We start from the raw sequence: 17,307 nt of genomic DNA on the forward strand, positions 1-17,307 counted from the left end.
TCTCGCCCGGACGCCCGCGGCATGTATGATGGTCCGCGTCCAGGTCTATCTCGAGAGGTGCGCCCAGGTGGACAGAGATCCCGAGACCTATCCCGATCACCGGCCGCTCGGCTTCGTCGCGAACCCCTTCGCGGGGCAGGACGAGACGGAGGACCCCTACTGGGTCCAGCAACTCGTGCACGCGGAGGCGAACCGCCTCTTGCGGGTGGTGGACGCGGCCGCGGGCGCTCCGGACGCACGGCCCGTGCTGCTCGGGTTCCGCGACGACATCCCCGACTACTACCTCCGTGCCGCGCTGAACGAGTTCCTGTACGCCACGGCTCGCGACGAGCGGCTGAACGTGCTGGCGTTCAACGTCGGCATGGACATGATGCGCCTGGGCAGGATACGGGGGACCCTCACGGAGCTGGCGGAACTGCTAGCCGCCGCCGGCTTCGACCTGACGCTGGCGGCCTACGTCTCGGCGGCCCTGCGCGAGCCGGACGGGTCGCTGCCGGAGTATGCCGCCGTCGAGGAGCTCGGCTCCCTCGAGGAGCTGGCGGAGCGGTTCTCGTCCGAGCCCGCCGAGGCCGTGGCGGAGCACTTCGGCGGACTGGAGCCCGTCCGCAAGCCCGACGAGGAGGCGAACGTCGTACTGTACGAGACCTACCTGCGCAGCGTGGGCCTCGAGGCCGATCCCGAGGAAGCGGCCGACACCGATGAGGAGTCGGCGGCCTCCGCCGCGGGTCAGCGGCCGGAGCGCCGCGCGGAAGGGGAAGGGGAAGAGGGCGCCGGGGGCGAGCCCGCTCCTCGCCCGGTGGCGGAGTACGTGATCGCCCACCTGAAGGCGCACCTGTCACCGGTCGTGGCCAGGGCGGTTCGCGCCTACGTGTCGGACGGGTTCGCCGCCGTCGCGCAAGAGCTCAAGGTCACCAAGGCGCCCAAGAAGACGCTGGCCGCCGCGGCCCGGTTCGCGACCTTCCGCTGGCGGAAGCTGGTGGTCGTCTACGACAGGTTCGATCCGTGGCCGACGCTCGACGACGAGACCAAGGCGCTCGTCGTCGGCTCGCTGTCCGAGCTGCGGTGGGTGCTCGGGCCTCACGCGGTGTTCGCCATCTCGCTGCCGCACGGGCTGGCCCCGCAGATCGAGGAGCAGTTCGCGGGGGCGGAGCGCGTCGAATGGGACTTCGCCGGGATCGAGGAGATGCTCGCCGCACCGACCGTGCTCGATCCGGGCCTGGTGCGGCACTGGCTCGAGGCGGCGGCGTTGAACGACGACGCGGTCGCCGGGGCCGAACGGGACCTGTCCGCGATAGCCGAAGCCGCGGGCGGAGACCTGCTCAAGTTCGGGCGCGCGGCTCACGCCGCGTTCGACCACGCCGCGCGGCGCGCGGCCGCCTCCCTCGACGCGGGCGCGATCGAGCACGGTCTGTCCGCGGCCGACGCGCTCGGGACGGGATGACGGCAGATGGTTTGCTGTGACAGCGACGATCGGTCGTTGCCGCGCGGGCATCAGCCGAACCGGTAAGGGGCTTCTCCGGATGACCGGCATCACCAGGAACAAGCGCCTCCTCGTCCTCGCCGCCGCGGCAGCCGCCTTGGCCGCGGTCATCCTCGTGGCCAGCTCCCTCTCCTCACCCCAGGGCTCGGGGCCTCGCTCGTCGATGTCCTCTTCGGAGTCGCGCCCGGGCGCGGACCTGCGCGCCGCGCTGGACGCGGAGCGCGCCGGGGAGACGACCGAAGCCATCGCGTTGCTGCGACGCTTGCTCGAGGAGGATCCCTCCCACACGGAGGCCAGGCGCGCGCTGGCCCGCGTGGAGCGCACCGCCGCGCGACGCCCGCCGGCCGACCTGGGCCCGGGGACGGGTGGCGGCGGAGGTCCCGACGCGGAGCCGCCGGCCGGCGGCGGCCCGGGCACCGACCCGGGCGATCCGTCCGCCGAAGGGTACGACCGGCCCAGGGAGGACCTCGGCGAGATGTTGCCGGCGTCGGTGCAGGGGTACCGTTCGACGGGCGCCGAGAGCGGTCCCGCCGACGCGCAGGTCACCCTGGAGCCGCGACTCGGCACCGAGGTCTTCGGCAAGGTGACCGTCGCCTCGATGGTAGTGAGGGACATGGGGTCGCTCTCGGGCGCGGCGGCCTTCGTCGCGGGTACGGGCAAGGCGTACCCGAACGGCCTGAGCGACGTGAAGGTGGGCGTGCTCAACGGCAAGTCCGGCACGGACGGACGACGCCTCGTCTCCGTCAGCTTCGCCCGGGGCCGCTTCGCCTTCGAGGTCCTCCTCACGGCGACGTCCGGCGACCCGGTCTCGTACAAGGACGAGGCGGTGCGGCTCGCATCGCTGATCCCCGCCACGAAGTAGGCCCATCGACCACCAGGGGAGAGACATGACGTCCCGCAGACCGCTCACGTGGATCCTTGCAGCCGCCCTGTTCCTGGCCGTCCCCGCTCCCGGGTTCGCCGCGCCTCCGCCGGCCGCGTTCCAGCCGGTCGTCTCCGAGGGCTTCGAGGGCGCCTATCCCGAGCGCTTGTCCGTCGTGCCGATCCACCCCGACTCCCAGGACAGCTCGCCGACGAGCGCCTACTGGGGACCCGTCACGGCGCGCAGCTACGGCGGCTCCCGCGGGCTGTGGTGCGCGGGCGCATCGGCCACCTCGACGATCCTCCCGGACACCTGGGACGCCTACGGGGGCAAGTATCCCGCCGCCAGCAGGGGCCTCGCGCGCATCTCCGTCCCCGAGCTGGAGCACTACTACAGCAGCCGGCTCACCTTCCGGTACACCATGCCGAGCCTGGGGTTCGGTGACGTCAACTCGTTCAACGTGGGATGGGGCGCCCTGGGCACCGACCGGTTCTACACCAACGAAGGCATAGCCAAGACGCCCGCGAACGAGTGGAAGTCGCTGTCGTGGGACCTCTCCGATCCCTTGAACGACCCAAGCCCGCCTGAAGTCCGCGGCAACCTCTCCCGGCGGCCCGGCCTGGTCAGCTTCCAGTGGTGGGACTTCAACGACCACCCGGCCGACGTCGGTGAGGGCGTCACGATCGACGACGTCGCGGTCACGGGCCTCAAGTACGGGCCCGTCCGCGACCTCGCGGCCGTCCAGTCCGGCTCGACGATCGTGCTGTCGTGGGCCGAGCCGTACCGCTCGAACCGCGAGGCCGTGGTGGACGAGCGTACGGTGACCTACCGGGTGTGGCGTTCCTCCGCCGGCGAGGACTCCTGGGCGGAGATCTCGCCGCTCCCCGAGAGGGTGTCGGAGACGACGTTCACCGACACGACGGCACGCTCGAACGCGCCGTACGACTATCTGGTGCAGGCGTGGGATCCCGTGCCCGGGGCGTCGTACGGGGTGCTGGCGCCCTCCGTACGGGGCAAGGTCGACTCCACCCAGCAGAACCCGGGCCTGTCCGTCTCGGTCTCGGCGAGCAAGACCTCCGTGAAGGCGGGGGAGACGGTCACCTTCACCTACGGGGTCGTCAACACGGGTGAGGCCCCGCTCACGAGCGTGCGGCTCGAGACGGGTGAGCTGTTCGGCACGATCACCCGGAGCACCGCTCTCGAGCCGGAGCAGACGTGGACCGTGACCAAGGACAAGGCGCTGGGCGCCTCCGTGACGGCCGGCGCCTCCGCGTACGGCACGTTCGACGGCAGCCAGTACTCGGCGTCGGCGGCGGCCGTCAACGTCTCGGTGACCGCTCCCCCCTCCCGCATCGCCGGGGACGACCGCATGAAGACCGCGGTCGCCGTCTCCCAGCAGGCGTTCCCCGACGCCGCGTCCCTCGGGCCCGGCAAGGCCGTCGTGATCGCGAGCGCGTTCGGCTGGGCCGACGCGCTGCCGGCCTCGTCGCTGGCCGGCGCGGTGGGCGGGCCGCTGCTGCTCGTCGGCAAGGATCAGGTGCCGAGTCCTGTCGCCGGCGAGCTCAAGCGTCTGAAGGGTCTCGGCGTGACGAAGGCGTACGTGGTCGGGGGCGACCCGGTCGTAGGATCCCAGGCGCGCGCGCAGCTGAAGTCGATCCTCGGCACGACGCCGGTGCGAGTGGAGGGAAGCGACCGGTACGGCACCTCCTACGCGGTGTCGGAGCAGACCCGCAAGCTGCGGGCGTCCGGGCCGACGGGGGGCACCGCCTTCGTCGCAACGGGCCTGAACTTCCCCGACGCGCTCGCAGCATCCAGCCTGGCGGCCGCTCTCAGGGGACCGATCGTCCTCACCCAGACGCAGGCGCTGCCGTCGGCGACGCTCAAAGCGCTCGCGAACCTGAAGCCCGACCGCATCGTGATCTGCGGTGGGGACCCGGCGGTGGGTCCCAGGGTGGAGAGCGACCTCAAGAAGGTGTACGGCGGCAAGGTCGTGCGCAAGGCGGGCCCCAACAGGTACGACACCGCCAGGGCGCTCATCGACCACGGCAAGACCCTCACCGGCGTGCCGGCGCCCGTGGGCATCTTCCTCGCCACCGGCACGAACTATCCCGACGCGCTGGCGGGAGGGGTCTTGGCGGGGATCGGCACGGGTCCGTGGGCGCCGCTGATGCTGACCGATCCGGCCAGGCTCTCCCCGCAGGCCGTCTCGTTCATCAAGGCCAACCCGTCGCTGGGGTTCGCGAGTGTGCTCGGCGGGACGCCGGCGGTGTCCGACGGCGTGCGCAAGACCGCCGTCGGACTCGTGCGGTGAGGCGCATCCTGTGGTCTTTCGGTAGACTGGACGCTTCCGGCGCGCGTTTTGCATCCTCGCGCCCCGGAACGGCCGGCCGAGGGATCGCGTGCGCGCGGAAGAGGTCCACTTGAAGCGTCCTCCCAGTGTATTGGCGTGGGTCGTGCGCGGCACGGCGGTCCTGCTCGTGGCGACCCTGGCGTACCTCGGCTACCTGGTGGTGTCGGACCGGATCGCGAGCAGGACGGGCAGCCCCGCCGGCCGCGCGGCCGAGACCCTGATGCGTCTCGTGCGGGAGAACCCCGGGGACGCGACCCTGCGCGTCCGCTTGGCCGAGGCGCTCCTGGCCGCGGGGCGGAAGCGAGACGCCGCCGAGCAGTTCCAGGCCGCGCTCAAGCTCGAGCCGGACAACGCCAACGCGCTCTCCGGTCTCGCGCTCATCGCGATGCAGGGCGAGGAGTGGCAGAAGGCCGAGGGCTACTGGCTCAAGATCATCGAGTCGCTGGAGGAAGGGCAGTTCGTCTTGCAGGACCAGCGGCTGGAGAAGGCGTACTTCTACTTGGGCAACGTGCTCATCGAGCAGGGACGCTACGAGGACGCCGTCGACTACCTGAAGCGGGCGCTCGTGATGCGCCGCGACGCGTCGGACACCCACTACGTGCTGTCCTACGCCTACTGGAAGCTCGACATCCACGACAAGCGCCGGGAGCACCTCGGCTACGCGCTCATGTTCGATCCCGCGCTGCCCGAGGCGAACTACGACCTCGGCACCATCCTCCTCGAGGAGGGTGACGAGGCCGCCGCGGCGGAGCACTTCCGCAGGTCGGCCGACAAGGCGCCGAGCGGAAGGACGGAGCCCGCCGACGCGCTGAAGCGGCTCGGGCCGTTCGAGGACCGGCTGGCGGCGGCGCGCGAGTCGCAGGCGACCGACGCCAAGGCGGCGCTCGCCGAAGCCCGGGTCGCCTTGGCCCTCGAACCCGGCGACGTGGAGGCCGCCAAGCTGGTCGCGGCGCTGTGGGAGAAGGCGGGCGACGAGGACAAGGCGCGGGAGGCGTGGGACGCCGTGGCGCGACTCGCTCCCGAGGATCCCGCGGTGACCGAGGCTGTCGAGAGGCTCGAGAAGGGCAAGAAGAAGTGACCGACCCGAGGTCCAACCCCTACGAGGACCACGCCGCGCAGCCTTCCCAGGAGGCGTACGAGCTCGTCGCGTCCCGCGAGACCGCCAAGCGCCGTCGCAGGCAGCTGTTCATACTCGGCATCCTGCTCACGCTGCTCGCGCTCGTCGCCTACGCGACCTACTACTACATGGTCAACCGGCGTCTTCCCCTTCCCGGCGCCGAGCAGGCGGAGCAGATCCTGCCGCCCCAGTTCCTCTACGCGATCTCCGGCCCGCCCGGCGCCGACGCCCTCGCCCGGCCCATCGGCGTCGCGGTAGGCAAGGACGACCTCGTCTACGCAACGGACACCAAGGCGCGCGTGGTGCGCGTCTACACCTCCGACGGCAAGTACCGCTTCACGATCTCCGAGATCGCCGACGGGGAGGACACGGCCCTGCAGGCTCCCGCGCACCTCGCCGTCGGACCCGGCGACGACCTCTACGTGTCGGACCGCCGGTTGCGCGCGGTGTACGTGTTCGACGCGGACGGCAAGTACAAGCGCAAGATCCTGCCCGACGGGCCGGAGGCGGAGTTCTGGGCGCCGCTGGGGATGGGCTTCGACGCCGAGGGCAACCTCTACGTCACGGACGCGGGCATCAACGAGAAGCATCGGGTCATCGTCTTCGACCCCTCGGGCCGCGAGATCCGCCGCTTCGGCAAGACCGGCCGGGCCGAGATCATGTCGGACTTCCCCGGCCAGTTCTACTTCCCCAACGGCGCGGTGATCGCCGAGGACGGCTCGGTCTTCATCTCCGACAGCAACAACCGGCGGGTCCAGGTCTTCACTCCCACCGGGGAGTACGAGCGCATCCTGCGGACCTCGGGCATCCCGCGCGGAGTGGCGATCGACGAGCAGGCCCGCCTCTACGTGGTCGACGCGCTGTCGCATTCCGTGGACGTGTTCGACCTGAGCGGCAAGCTCCTCACCGGCTTCGGGAGCGGCGGCGTGGGTCCGGGGCAGTTCCGCTACGCGAACGACGTGGCGCTGGACTCGCGCGGGCGCATCTACGTCTCCGACCGCGAGAACCACCAGATACAGGTCTGGGGGTGGCCGGTGGAGACGCTGGAGCCGCCAGCCCTGCCGGGAGGTCCGCTGGCGTGGCTGGCGTGCCTCGCCCCGCTGCTCCTGCTGCCGCTGCTCCTGCTGCTGAGGAAGCGCACCTACGTGCTCTCCGGCGACTACGTCGAGGCGGCGGTCGAAGCGGGTCTCGTCGAGCGCATGGCCGACATGCGCCGCACCCGGTTCGTGGTCCCGTTGGACGCCTGGGACGCGTACTCCGGCCGCATGGTCGAGGGCCGTGACCTCGGCCAGGTCATCCAGCCCGAGGCTCACTCGGACACGGATGCCCGATCCCTGCAGGAGCGGATGAACGTCGAGCACCCCGTCGCGGTGCTGTTGGCGATGGGCGAGCGCAGCAAGCGGATGTGCACATTGGATCCGCAGCTCAAGGCCCTGGCCGGGGCGCTGAACGTGGAGGTCTTCGGACTGGAGCTGCTCACGGGCGAAGGCAAGCGCCGGTAGGTGCCCGCCGTGCCACCTTCGAGGGGCACGTTCGGGGAGGGTGGCGGGGGCGGACCGGTTGACTGGACCTGCCAGTAAGGAGTAGGCTACTGACACACGGTTGTAACTTTTGTTACGAAACCTTCACGGTGGCTGGCGACCCCGTGGATCCCTTGGTCTCTTGACAACTCAGTGCTTCGTCTCCGAGCCCCCTGACCTACAGCGTCCCCGCCAAGGTCATCGGGCCGATAGGGTGTCGCGGGAAACGGCGGCGCCTCCCGACTTGGAAAGGAGATGGGCCCAGGCGGGACCGTCCGGCGAATCCGGGCCCGTCTGGCGTTCTGTTGGGGTAAGGGGGCGAGCGGCCGCGTCTCGGTCGGCCTTCGCCGCATCGTCGTGTTTCCGGCACGCACGGTGCAATCTGGAGGTCGGCTTCTTCGTGCCGCAGCCCCCCTCGGCGTCGGAAAGGAAGGGCGGAGTCCAAGACGCTGGGCGGACCGATGACGGTCCGCGAAGGGATAGCGTGTCCTGTCAGGGGCGCGCTCAGACCTGGAGAGGGAGAGGCATGGCACAACGAGACAAGGACGGTGGGAAGCTGACACTCTCCCGGCGAGACTTCTTGAAGGTGACCGGTGCCGCCGCCGCTGCTGGCGCCACCGGTATGGAACTCGCCTTCACGCCCTCACGGGCGTTCGCCGCGGACGTGGCAGCTATCTACCACACCACGTGCCCCTACTGCTCCGCCAGCTGCGGACAGCTGGTCGACGTGGACATCGACGGGAACGTCCTCGACGTCTACGGCGACCCGCAGTCGCCGTTCAACGCTGGCGGGCTTTGCGCCAAGGGCGCGGGCGCACACCAGTTGGTGACCAACAGGCGCCGGATCGGCGCCTTCGCGGGCACTCACCCGGTCAACAGCGTGTTCGCGCATGATGCCGGCTACACCGATGGCATCGCGTACAAGAGGACCGGGGACGGCGCATGGTCCAAGATGGACCTGACCGCGGCCTTCGGCGAGATCGCGACAGCGATGATGGCTGCGCGTGACGCCAACGGCGCGGCCCCGGCAGCCGGCAACGGCTACAACAGCAAGCAGGTGGCGTTCTTCGGCAGCTCGCACATGAACAACGAGCAGAACTACGCGTATCGCCGCCTGATCGCCCAGTTCGGCACGACGAACGTCGAGCACCAGGCCCGTATATGACACTCGTCCACGGTGGCCGGTCTGGCCGCCGCATTCGGACGAGGCGCCATGACGAACAACTGGACCGACATGGGCAACACGTCGCTCGTGGTGGTCATGGGGGCCAACCCCGTCGAGAACCACCCGGCGAGCATGAGGCACATCAACATCGCGCGCGACAAGGGCGCCAAGCTGATCGTCATCGACCCGCGCAAGACGCGCACCGCCCTGCAGGCGGACAGGTTCGTCCGCATCCGTCCCGGGACGGACATCGCGTTCGTCAACGGCATCGTCCGCGGCGTCATCGAGAACATGGAGTCGCGCTCCGATGCCGTGAGCGAGAAGTTCTACCAGTTCCTGAACGAGACGAGCGACAACACGTTCTACACCGACGGGGATGCGACCACGGGAAGCGTCACGCGTGCGGTCTCCGGCTCCAAGTACACCGACGCCCGCTTCATCGTTCAGCCCGACGGCTCGGACTACGCGCGTGAGACCATCGACGGGGGCACGGCGCAGCAGATCTCCAACCTGCCGCAGAAGGCGGCCAGCGTGTTCGACAACCCGAACACGGTGTACAACCGGCTGAAGGCCCACGTCGCGCCGTACACGCCGAGCGTGGTCGCGAACATCTGCGGCTGCACGACCCCGGACATCGACGACGTCGTCGCCGCCTACATCGAGAACGGCCGCTGCTCGAGCGTGGGACCGGTCACCGGCGCGGGTTCGCAGGACCCGACGGAACCCGGCTACAAGGCCACCACGATGCTCTACGCGATGGGCCTGACCCAGCACACCTGCGGCTCACAGAACGTCAAGTCGTTCGCGGTCCTGCAGTCGCTGATGGGCAACATGGGCCGTGCCGGCGGCGGCATCAACGCGCTGCGCGGCATCCACAACGTCCAGGGCTCGACCGACATGGGCAACCTGCAGCACCTGATCCCCTTCTACTCCGGCAACCCGTCGGTCATGACCTCTGCCGACTCGAACGCGTTCGGCAAGTACATGGACAACCTGTGGGGCAACCCGGTCAACGGGACGGGCACCCGTGGCCAGATGAACGACTCCTACGACGACGCGTACAACACGGCCGCCATGGGGCTGCAGCAGACCGGGTTCATCAACATGACCTACAACTTCTTCGGCAACCCCTCGTGGCAGACGCGTCCGAACGCCAGCCGCACGCTCACGAACGCCCTGTACGACCTCTGGCCCAAGACCAACGGGTACGACCACATCACCATGTTCCGCAAGATGATCAGCGGCGATATCACGGCCGCGGTCTCCTGGGGTCAGAACCCCGCGGTCACGGAGCCGAACCAGGGCGCCGTGCGCAGCGGCCTGTACGCACTCGACACCCTCGTGGTCGTCGACATGTTCGAGAACGAGACGGCCGCCGTCTCGCGCAAGCCCGGAGGCGTGACCTACCTGATCCCGGCCGCCTCCCACGTCGAGGAGGCCGGCTCGGTCACGAACTCCGGCCGCTGCCTGCAGTGGCGCGAGCGCGCGACGCTGCCCAAGGGCAACAGCAAGTCCGATCTCGAGTTGCTGTTCCGCTTCGCCCACGCGCTCGACGGCGCCGGCGCCTTCTCGCACATCACCGCGCAGTGGTCGGCGCAGGGCCAGGGGAGCTTGAACGCCTACGCGGTCCTCTACGGCGACCGCTACGGGTGGACGCCGGGTGGCGCCACCGCGTTCGAGGACGTCAGCGGCACCGCGGAGATCTGGTCCGCGGGCGCGACCGCTCCCACCACCGGTACCGTCTACGGTTCCGAATGGATCGCCGAGCAGATGTACCGGGAGATGGGCACGCCGGCTACCGGCACGTCCTGGCTCTACGTGGGCGCTTACAACACCAACCGCACGCTGCACAAGCACGCCAATCAAGTCGACTGGGAGACCGACAACCGGGCGAAGAGCCGCAACACGTCCGACCCGAACGGGACGCTCGCCTATCCCGGCTGGGGCTACGCATGGCTCGTCAACCGCCGCGTGCTCTACAACAACACGGACGTCCCGGGCGACTTCAACGACTTCTTCATGGGTCCGGACTCGGTCGCGCGTCTCTACGTCACGAGCACGGGGCTCGCGGGCCGCACGCTCAACTACTCGCGCTGGTACCGCTTCTATCACAAGCTCGCGGACAAGCCCGACAACTGCCTCTCAGGCACGACGGCGCCGCACGTGCTCCCGGGCCGCTTCCCGGCTCACACGGAGCCCTACGAGACCCCTAAGGCCGACCTGGCCGCAGTCTGGGGTCGCAACACCAGGGGCAACGCGGCGTGGGAACTCGTTCCCGCGGACACGCCCGTGGTCGGCAGGGACGGTGGTGCGATACCGGCCGGGAAGACGCTGGCGAACGCTCTGGCTCTGACGAGCATCCGTTGCGTCGAGCACTTCCAGGGCGGTCCGATCACCCGCAACAACCCCTACAACGTCGAGGCCGAGCCCGAGCCGTGGATCGAGATCAACTCGCTGGACGCCAGGGATTTCGGCATCCGCACAGGCGACCTGGTCAACGTCATCAGCGCTCGCGGCGAGTCGGTAGACCAGGGAGACAACATGTACGGAGCTGTTCTCGCGCAGGGCTTCCGTGCCCGCGTGGGCGTGGGCGGTGAGCTGAACCAGCGCGTGGCAAAGGGCGTCGTCGCGATCCCATGGCACTGGGGAGACCGCGGCCTGTCGACAGGCAGCCGCGCGAACGACATCTGCATAGACGCGGGTGACGCGAACACGACCATCCCCGAGTACAAGGCCTGTCTCTGCTGGATCGAGAAGGCATAAGGAGGTGACGATCAGTGAGTAACGTGATGGCGATCCTTCAGGACGCCGACAAGTGCATGCGGTGCAACGGCTGTGTCATCTCCTGCAAGCGGACGTGGAAGATGAAGGCGCTGAACCCGGGTGTCCACAAGACGGCTCCCGACCAGCGTGTCATCATCAAGTCGCAGAACCGCATCGACAACGGTCCGTTCCTCAGGTACAGCTGTTGGCATTGTCCTTCGCCACCCTGCGCTCCGCGCTGTCCCTTCGGCGCGATCAAGAAGCAGGAGACCGGCGCCGTGTCCGTCGACCCGGAGCTGTGCAACCCGGGTGGCACGAACAACGGCAAGACCTGCACGTACCAGTGCGTGGCGGACTGCGGTCGCGGCGGCTACCCCAAGGTGGGTTCCGGAAGCGACACGCATCTCGCCCCGAAAGCGTGGAAGTGCACGATGTGCTACGGGCGCGCAGGGGCCGACGACGCCCTGGACGCCGCTTACGGCAATCCGCTTCCCACGAAGTCGAGCGCCGCGGAGATCGCGGCCGTCCCCGAGCTCGCCCACTGGCCCTCGTGCGTCTTCACGTGCCCCGCAGGGGCCATGAAGTACGACACCAAGGCGAACATCCTGGCCGAGCTGTACTTGAACGGCAGCCACGGTGAGCTCCACAACGGGTGGAAGGCTACCCTCGGCGACGGCAGCATGTGGTGGGCTTCGAAGAAGCTCACGACCTTCGTCCAGCCCAAGGCCGACCCGTTCATCGAGGACCACGTCACTCCGATGCTGGCCGGCCTGTCCGGTTCCGCATCGAAGCTGCCCGTGGTCCCCGTCCTGGTCGCCGGAGGTCTGTTCGCGGTGATGGCGAGACGACAGCGACACCTGTCCGGACAGGGAGAGGGGTGATGAAAGTGCGCAAGGCTTCCATAGCGATAGCAGTACTCGCCGCGGCGCTCCTCCTCATGGTCCCTGCCGCAGCCTACGCCAACTTCTCCATCCACGGCGGCTACACCATGGACACCGACGCGTGCGCCGGTTGTCACCGTGCGCACACGGCGGCCAGCCCGATCACGTGGTCGACCGGCACCGGCAGCGGAAGCGCCCTGCTCATCTCCACGGCCACCGAGAACTACCAGTTCTGCTACACGTGCCATGACGCCGTGAGTCTGGGCGCCGACACGAACGTGGAGACCGGTATCTACGAGGGCACGCTCGTCGGCAACACGCCGTTCGGCATGCTGAACGGCGGCGGCTTCGACGAGACCATCTTCCCTGCGGCCCACCTGATGAACGGCACCGAGTGGGGTGCCTACGGCGGGGGCGAGAACGGCATCAACAACTGGGTCCCCGGCCAGGCTGAAGGCGAGGGACCGAAGATCCAGATGTCGTGCTCGTCGTGCCACGACGTCCACGGCAGCAGCAACTACCGGCTGCTGAAGGACCTCGTCAACGGCGTGCAGGTCGGCGGCTACATCGACTCTGGCGACCCGCAGAACCCGACTCCGGATCCGTGGGTCATCTCGAACGAGCCCGGTTACCCCGGTGGCGGCTGGCTCCTGCACGAGCCCGGCGCCGTCCAGGTCGACGGCTACGACCCGAACTACACCACGCCCATGTACGCCAAGGCTCCCGGTGAGGATGTCAGCAGGGGCATGAGCGTCTGGTGCGCGGCGTGTCACACGCAGTACGTGGTCCAGGCCAGCGAGTACAACGCAGGCGACGGCTGGGGCTTCATCACGCGCCACCGTCACCCGGTCAACGTGCCGCTCAGCAACTTCGCGGGCGCGCGTTCGCTGATCATCACCGGCAATCCGCTGCCGGTCGCTCACGGTTCCGGCGATGTCGGCAGCGTGGACGCGACCGACTGGATCGACTGCATGACGTGCCACGTGGCACACGGTTCCAGCGCGGTCATGACCGGTTACGCGAACATCGACAACGCCACGGACCCGCTGCCCGACTCCGGTTCCGGCGGTGTCCCTCCCACGAACAGCAACGCGCTGCTCAGGATGGACAACCGCGGCGTGTGCGAGAACTGCCACAACAAGTAGCAGTTGCGTGCTGAGTGCGGGTAACGACACCTGCCTCGACGGGGGAGGCCGAGAGATTCTCGGCCTCCCCCCACGTAGGCGGCCCGCCGGCGGTCCCGGCCCCTCTCCCCCGACGGGAAGGGAAGGGCCGGCATCGTCGCTGACGCTCATCCTCGCCGCGGCCGCGCTGGCCCTGGCCGCCGCCGCCGCCGTCGTACTGCACGGCGTGGCGGACAGGATCGCTCCTCCGGCCGCGCTCGCCTCGGCCGTGGGTGCTGTCACGGCCCTCGGCCTGCTGCTGCTGTTCCGTCCGCCCACCCGTACGGACGCTCGCGCGCTAGGCGCGCTCGGATGGTCCGTCTCCGCCGTCGCCGGCGCCTCGGCGGCGCTCGCTCCGCTGCTCGTCTCCGCGTACCGGTACTCCGATGCCCCGGCGGGCTCGATCGTCGTGTTCGTCACGACCTCGCTCTGGGGCGCGGCCGCCATGCTCGCGGTCGTGGGTTCGTGCTGGCGCATGCGTCGCGACTGGACGCCGCTCGCGGGCGTGCTGCTCGCCGCCGTGGCGGGTGCGGGGGTGCTCGCCAACTGGGAGAGGCCGAGCTCCTTCTCTCCGGTGGTGCGCTTCCTCGACGAGCAGGCCATGATGCTGCTCGCCGGCGTGCTCTGGGTGGCCGGCCTCGCGGCGCTCGGGTGGCTCGCGCGGTCCCGTCCGGTTCGCGCGGTGGTCGCCGGTTACGCCGGCGGCTCTCTTCTGACCGCGGCCGCGCTCGTCGCCGGGTACGGGGTGACGGGCACCCAACTCCTGTCCGTGGGCTCCTATGCGGTCGCGGCTGCGTTCGCGACCGCCTCGGCGGTGTGGCTCGCGGCGCGCCGCCGCCTCGGTCTCGTCGGACCGGCGCTGTTGGCGGCCCCCGTCCTGATCTCGGGGCTCACGTTCCTCGAGCAGGCCACCGGGATGTTCGGTCCGCGCCCCCTTCTCGCCGGCCCGGTGCTGGGGGCCTCCGTGCTCGTGGCGCTCGGCATCGGCGCGGCCGTGCCGCTTCCGGCCGGAAGGCGGCCGGCGGCCCCTTCCCGCGCGGACGTTCTCGGTCGCTCGCTCGCTGTCGCCGCCCTCGCGTCGGCGGCGGTCGCCCTGGCGGCGCCGGCGCTGCGCGTCACCGTGCACGGGATGCGCTCCTCCGGCGACGCGTTCGACGCCGTCTTCGCGATGCGAGGCTTCGAGGCGCTCGGAGCGTGGCTCGCCCTGGCGGGAGGGCTGCTCGCGCTCGCCGCCTTCGCCGGTCGCCGCCTTCCCGCCGTGCCGGCGCTCGCGGCGCTGGCCTCCTCGGGCGCCGCGCTGACGCCGCTGGGGGGGACTCCGCTCCACACGTGGGTGAGCTGGATCCCGCCCGAGGTGCAGCAGGACTACGGCACCGAGTACGCCTACATAGTCTTCGAGCGGCTGCCTACACCGTTTCTCCATCTCGCAGCGGCTGCGACTCTCGTGAGTATCCTGATACTGGCCCGGCGGTTGCTTCCAGGCTCGAGGCCGAAGGCGCCGGCCGAAGGCGCCTCTACGGAGGTTCTTCCATGAAGAAACGCCTGCTCTACGTCGTGCCGATCGTTCTCGTCGCCCTCGCGGCCGCGGCGTGGCGGATGTGGCCCGAGACCAAGGTGAGGGTCAAGACCGGCACCATCGTGATGTGCACGTGGGGCGAGCTGATCTCCGACGACACGCGTGAGACGCAGGTAACGGCGAGCGAGGTGGGCGAGCACGGGGTCCGCACCGAGGTCACCACCTGCGACCGTCACAAGCGCATCGAGGAGTTGCGCAAGAAGGCCGAGGAGGCCATCAGGGACAAGGACCTCGCGGCGGCGCGCCTGGCCCTCGAGGAGCTCGTCAAGCTCGATCCATCGGACAGCGGATCCGCGCAGAAGCTGAAGGCCGTCGTCGCGGGCAAGATCCCCGCGGGAGGGAGCTCGGGAGGCGGCAGCGGCTCGGGCAACGGCGGCGGCGGCGACAACGGCGGCGACAACGGCGACGGCGGCGACGGCGGCGGAAGCAACGGTGGCGGCAACGGCGGCGAGAGGCCGCCGGAGGGGCCCGTCGCGAACCTGACGGACTACGTGCCCGACAAGCTCACCGGCTTCGTGGCGCAGGGCATCGTGGCGGACCCGTTCATCCTGTGGCGCAACTACATCCCGGAGGGGAAGAGCCCCATCCTCCAGCTCGTGGTCATGGCCGAGCAGCATGGGAGCAAGAGCGACTCCGAGGCAGCCATCGCCCGCGACGTGAAGACGTACTATCCCGACGACGCACGGAGCGTGGACGTGAAGGGCCGGACGGCGTACTTCGGTACACGGCGCCACCTCGCCGTCCTGGCGCTGAGCGACGGAAGCATACGTCTGGTCCTGGAGATGGCCTCCGACGACGTCAGGGCCCGCGACCTGCTCAAGCCCCTGACCGGCGCCGCTGTGGAGATTCTGCGCTGATACCGCCGCCTGCCGCTTCCCGGCGCTGGCGTTGCTACGAGTCTCGTCAACAGTCAGCCGAGGACGGAGCCGCCGGCACGGCCTCTTTCGGCAGGAGCGCCGCATGACAACAGTTCCCGCACGCCGTCTCGTCACCGCTGCCCTCGCTAGTGTCCTGACCCTCGCGCTCGCGATGCCGCTGTCGGTCGCGACGCCGCCCGCCCGCGCCTCGGCCGCGCCGGTGACGACCGCCGATCTGCGGGCGGTGGCGTTCGCGGATGCGTCGGTGGGGTACGCGGTGGGCACCGGCGGCACGATCGTGAGGACCGTCGACGGCGGGGCTACGTGGGCCGTCACGCGTTCCGGCGGCGGGTACGACCTGCGGGGCGTCAGCGCGAAGGCCGGGAAGGTGTGGGCCGTCAGCCAGAGCGGGGCGCTCATCCGCAAGACGGATCCGGGCTGGGAGGTGCGCCACGAGAACATCGGCGACCCCTTCTACCTCCCCGACCTCCACGACGTGGACATCATCTCGGCCGGCGCCGGGATGGCGTTCGGGGGCCTCGCCGATACGGACGAGGCGCCGGTGGCGTTCTCGTCGTTCGACGGCGGGGAGCAGTGGCCGTTCAACCTGGTCTACAAGGCTCGGGAGTACTCGACCGATCCGGAGCAGCCCGATGCGAAGGAAGTCGGCCTCGGGAAGTTCTACGCTGCGGACTTCGTGTCCGCCGACCTGGGGTGGGCCGTCGGCTCCGACGAGTTCAAGGAGCTGTTCGGCGATAAGACGCAGCACGACGACGGGATCGTCTACAACTACGACACCTCGAGGGGCTACGGCGAGAACGCCTGGCTCAAGCAGGCCTCGTTCGCGGGCACGGGCCCGCTGTACGGCGTGTCCTTCGGCAGCACGGCGTGGGGCATCGCGGTGGGCGCGGGGGGGCGCGCGTACTACACCACCGACGGCGGGACGACGTGGACGCAGGGGAACACAGGCGTCACCTCCGCCCTGCGAGCCGTCGCCACAGCCGGTCCTCCGAGCAGCGAGGCATGGGCCGTCGGGGACGTCGGGGTCATCCTGCGGACCAGCGACGGCGGGCAGAACTGGACGCAGCTGATGAACCCCACGGGTGCTGTCGCGCTGCGCGGCGTGGCGGCCGCCGGCGGGACGACCGCGGTCGCCGTCGGCGCGTCGGGGACGATCCTGCGGACCACGAACGGCAGCGACTGGTACGAGGTCGGGGTCCCGCCTTCCGTCACCGACCTGACGTCCTCGACCCATCCCGTTCCGTCCACTTGGTACCCGTCGCGCGACGTGTCGTTCAGCTGGACGGCGGGCGGCGGGGCGACCCAGTACTCGTACGTCTTCGATAAGAACACCTCCACCGTCCCCGACGATGACCCGGAGACGTCCGGCACCTCGGCGGACGTGACCGCGAACAGCGACGGGGTGTGGTACTTCCACGTCAAGGCCGGCAACGGTTCGGTGTGGGGGGAGACAGCGCACCGGACGGTGCGCATCGACGCCACCAAGCCGGCGCTGACCCACGACGCGGCCTCGGCGTACACGAGCAGCGCGAGCATCACGCTGACCGCTGCG

At 69.8% G+C, this 17,307-nt stretch carries 12 protein-coding genes and 1 riboswitch; all 12 genes read left to right on the forward strand.

What is annotated here, in order from left to right; genetic code table 11:
* The first annotated feature begins 67 nt into the window (after nt 1-67).
* Nucleotides 68-1,441: a hypothetical protein gene (locus tag IBX62_08875; protein ID MBE0477194.1), complete on the forward strand. Its 1,374-nt coding sequence runs from the start codon at nt 68-70 to the stop codon at nt 1,439-1,441.
* Between the two features lie 79 nt (nt 1,442-1,520).
* Nucleotides 1,521-2,342, forward strand: coding sequence for a tetratricopeptide repeat protein (locus IBX62_08880; protein ID MBE0477195.1), 822 nt, complete (start codon nt 1,521-1,523; stop codon nt 2,340-2,342).
* A gap of 25 nt (nt 2,343-2,367) precedes the next feature.
* Nucleotides 2,368-4,653, forward strand: a complete 2,286-nt coding sequence (locus tag IBX62_08885; GenBank protein MBE0477196.1) for a cell wall-binding repeat-containing protein — start codon at nt 2,368-2,370, stop codon at nt 4,651-4,653.
* Nucleotides 4,654-4,741: 88 nt separating this feature from the next.
* Nucleotides 4,742-5,770, forward strand: coding sequence for a tetratricopeptide repeat protein (locus IBX62_08890; GenBank protein ID MBE0477197.1), 1,029 nt, complete (start codon nt 4,742-4,744; stop codon nt 5,768-5,770).
* Nucleotides 5,767-7,311 carry an NHL repeat-containing protein gene (locus IBX62_08895; GenBank protein MBE0477198.1) on the forward strand — a complete coding sequence of 515 codons (1,545 nt, stop codon included), beginning with the start codon at nt 5,767-5,769 and terminating at the stop codon, nt 7,309-7,311. Before IBX62_08890 ends, IBX62_08895 begins: the two co-directional genes overlap by 4 nt.
* A gap of 168 nt (nt 7,312-7,479) precedes the next feature.
* Nucleotides 7,480-7,600: riboswitch (molybdenum cofactor riboswitch) on the forward strand.
* A gap of 255 nt (nt 7,601-7,855) precedes the next feature.
* Nucleotides 7,856-8,494 carry a twin-arginine translocation signal domain-containing protein gene (locus IBX62_08900; GenBank protein ID MBE0477199.1) on the forward strand — a complete coding sequence of 213 codons (639 nt, stop codon included), beginning with the start codon at nt 7,856-7,858 and terminating at the stop codon, nt 8,492-8,494.
* 48 nt (nt 8,495-8,542) lie between these two features.
* Nucleotides 8,543-11,257, forward strand: coding sequence for a molybdopterin-dependent oxidoreductase (locus tag IBX62_08905; protein ID MBE0477200.1), 2,715 nt, complete (start codon nt 8,543-8,545; stop codon nt 11,255-11,257).
* Nucleotides 11,258-11,271: 14 nt separating this feature from the next.
* A complete protein-coding gene (locus tag IBX62_08910; GenBank protein MBE0477201.1) occupies nt 11,272-12,138 on the forward strand; it encodes a hypothetical protein in 867 nt (288 codons plus the stop codon).
* Nucleotides 12,138-13,283 (forward strand): hypothetical protein, encoded by a 1,146-nt coding sequence (locus IBX62_08915; GenBank protein MBE0477202.1) that lies wholly within the window; start codon nt 12,138-12,140, stop codon nt 13,281-13,283. The genes IBX62_08910 and IBX62_08915 overlap by 1 nt, the downstream gene beginning before the upstream one ends.
* Nucleotides 13,284-13,488: 205 nt before the next feature.
* The gene (locus IBX62_08920) at nt 13,489-14,835 is read left to right on the forward strand and encodes a hypothetical protein (protein MBE0477203.1); all 1,347 of its coding nucleotides are present in this window, start codon (nt 13,489-13,491) and stop codon (nt 14,833-14,835) included.
* Nucleotides 14,832-15,734, forward strand: a complete 903-nt coding sequence (locus IBX62_08925; protein MBE0477204.1) for a hypothetical protein — start codon at nt 14,832-14,834, stop codon at nt 15,732-15,734. The genes IBX62_08920 and IBX62_08925 overlap by 4 nt, the downstream gene beginning before the upstream one ends.
* 103 nt (nt 15,735-15,837) lie before the next feature.
* Nucleotides 15,838-17,307: hypothetical protein (locus tag IBX62_08930; protein ID MBE0477205.1), on the forward strand; the 1,470-nt coding region annotated here is incomplete at its 3' end.

Source organism: Coriobacteriia bacterium (genome assembly GCA_014859305.1).
GTDB lineage: Bacteria > Actinomycetota > Coriobacteriia > Anaerosomatales > Kmv31 > Kmv31.

Excerpts from the sequence above, each read along its gene's own strand:
- IBX62_08880 (MBE0477195.1), top strand. The coding sequence starts at position 1,521 with ATGACCGGCATCACCAGGAACAAGCGCCTCCTCGTCCTCGCCGCCGCG.
- IBX62_08885 (MBE0477196.1), top strand. The coding sequence starts at position 2,368 with ATGACGTCCCGCAGACCGCTCACGTGGATCCTTGCAGCCGCCCTGTTC.
- IBX62_08900 (MBE0477199.1), top strand. The coding sequence starts at position 7,856 with ATGGCACAACGAGACAAGGACGGTGGGAAGCTGACACTCTCCCGGCGA.
- IBX62_08905 (MBE0477200.1), top strand. The coding sequence starts at position 8,543 with ATGACGAACAACTGGACCGACATGGGCAACACGTCGCTCGTGGTGGTC.
- IBX62_08915 (MBE0477202.1), top strand. The coding sequence starts at position 12,138 with ATGAAAGTGCGCAAGGCTTCCATAGCGATAGCAGTACTCGCCGCGGCG.
- IBX62_08925 (MBE0477204.1), top strand. The coding sequence starts at position 14,832 with ATGAAGAAACGCCTGCTCTACGTCGTGCCGATCGTTCTCGTCGCCCTC.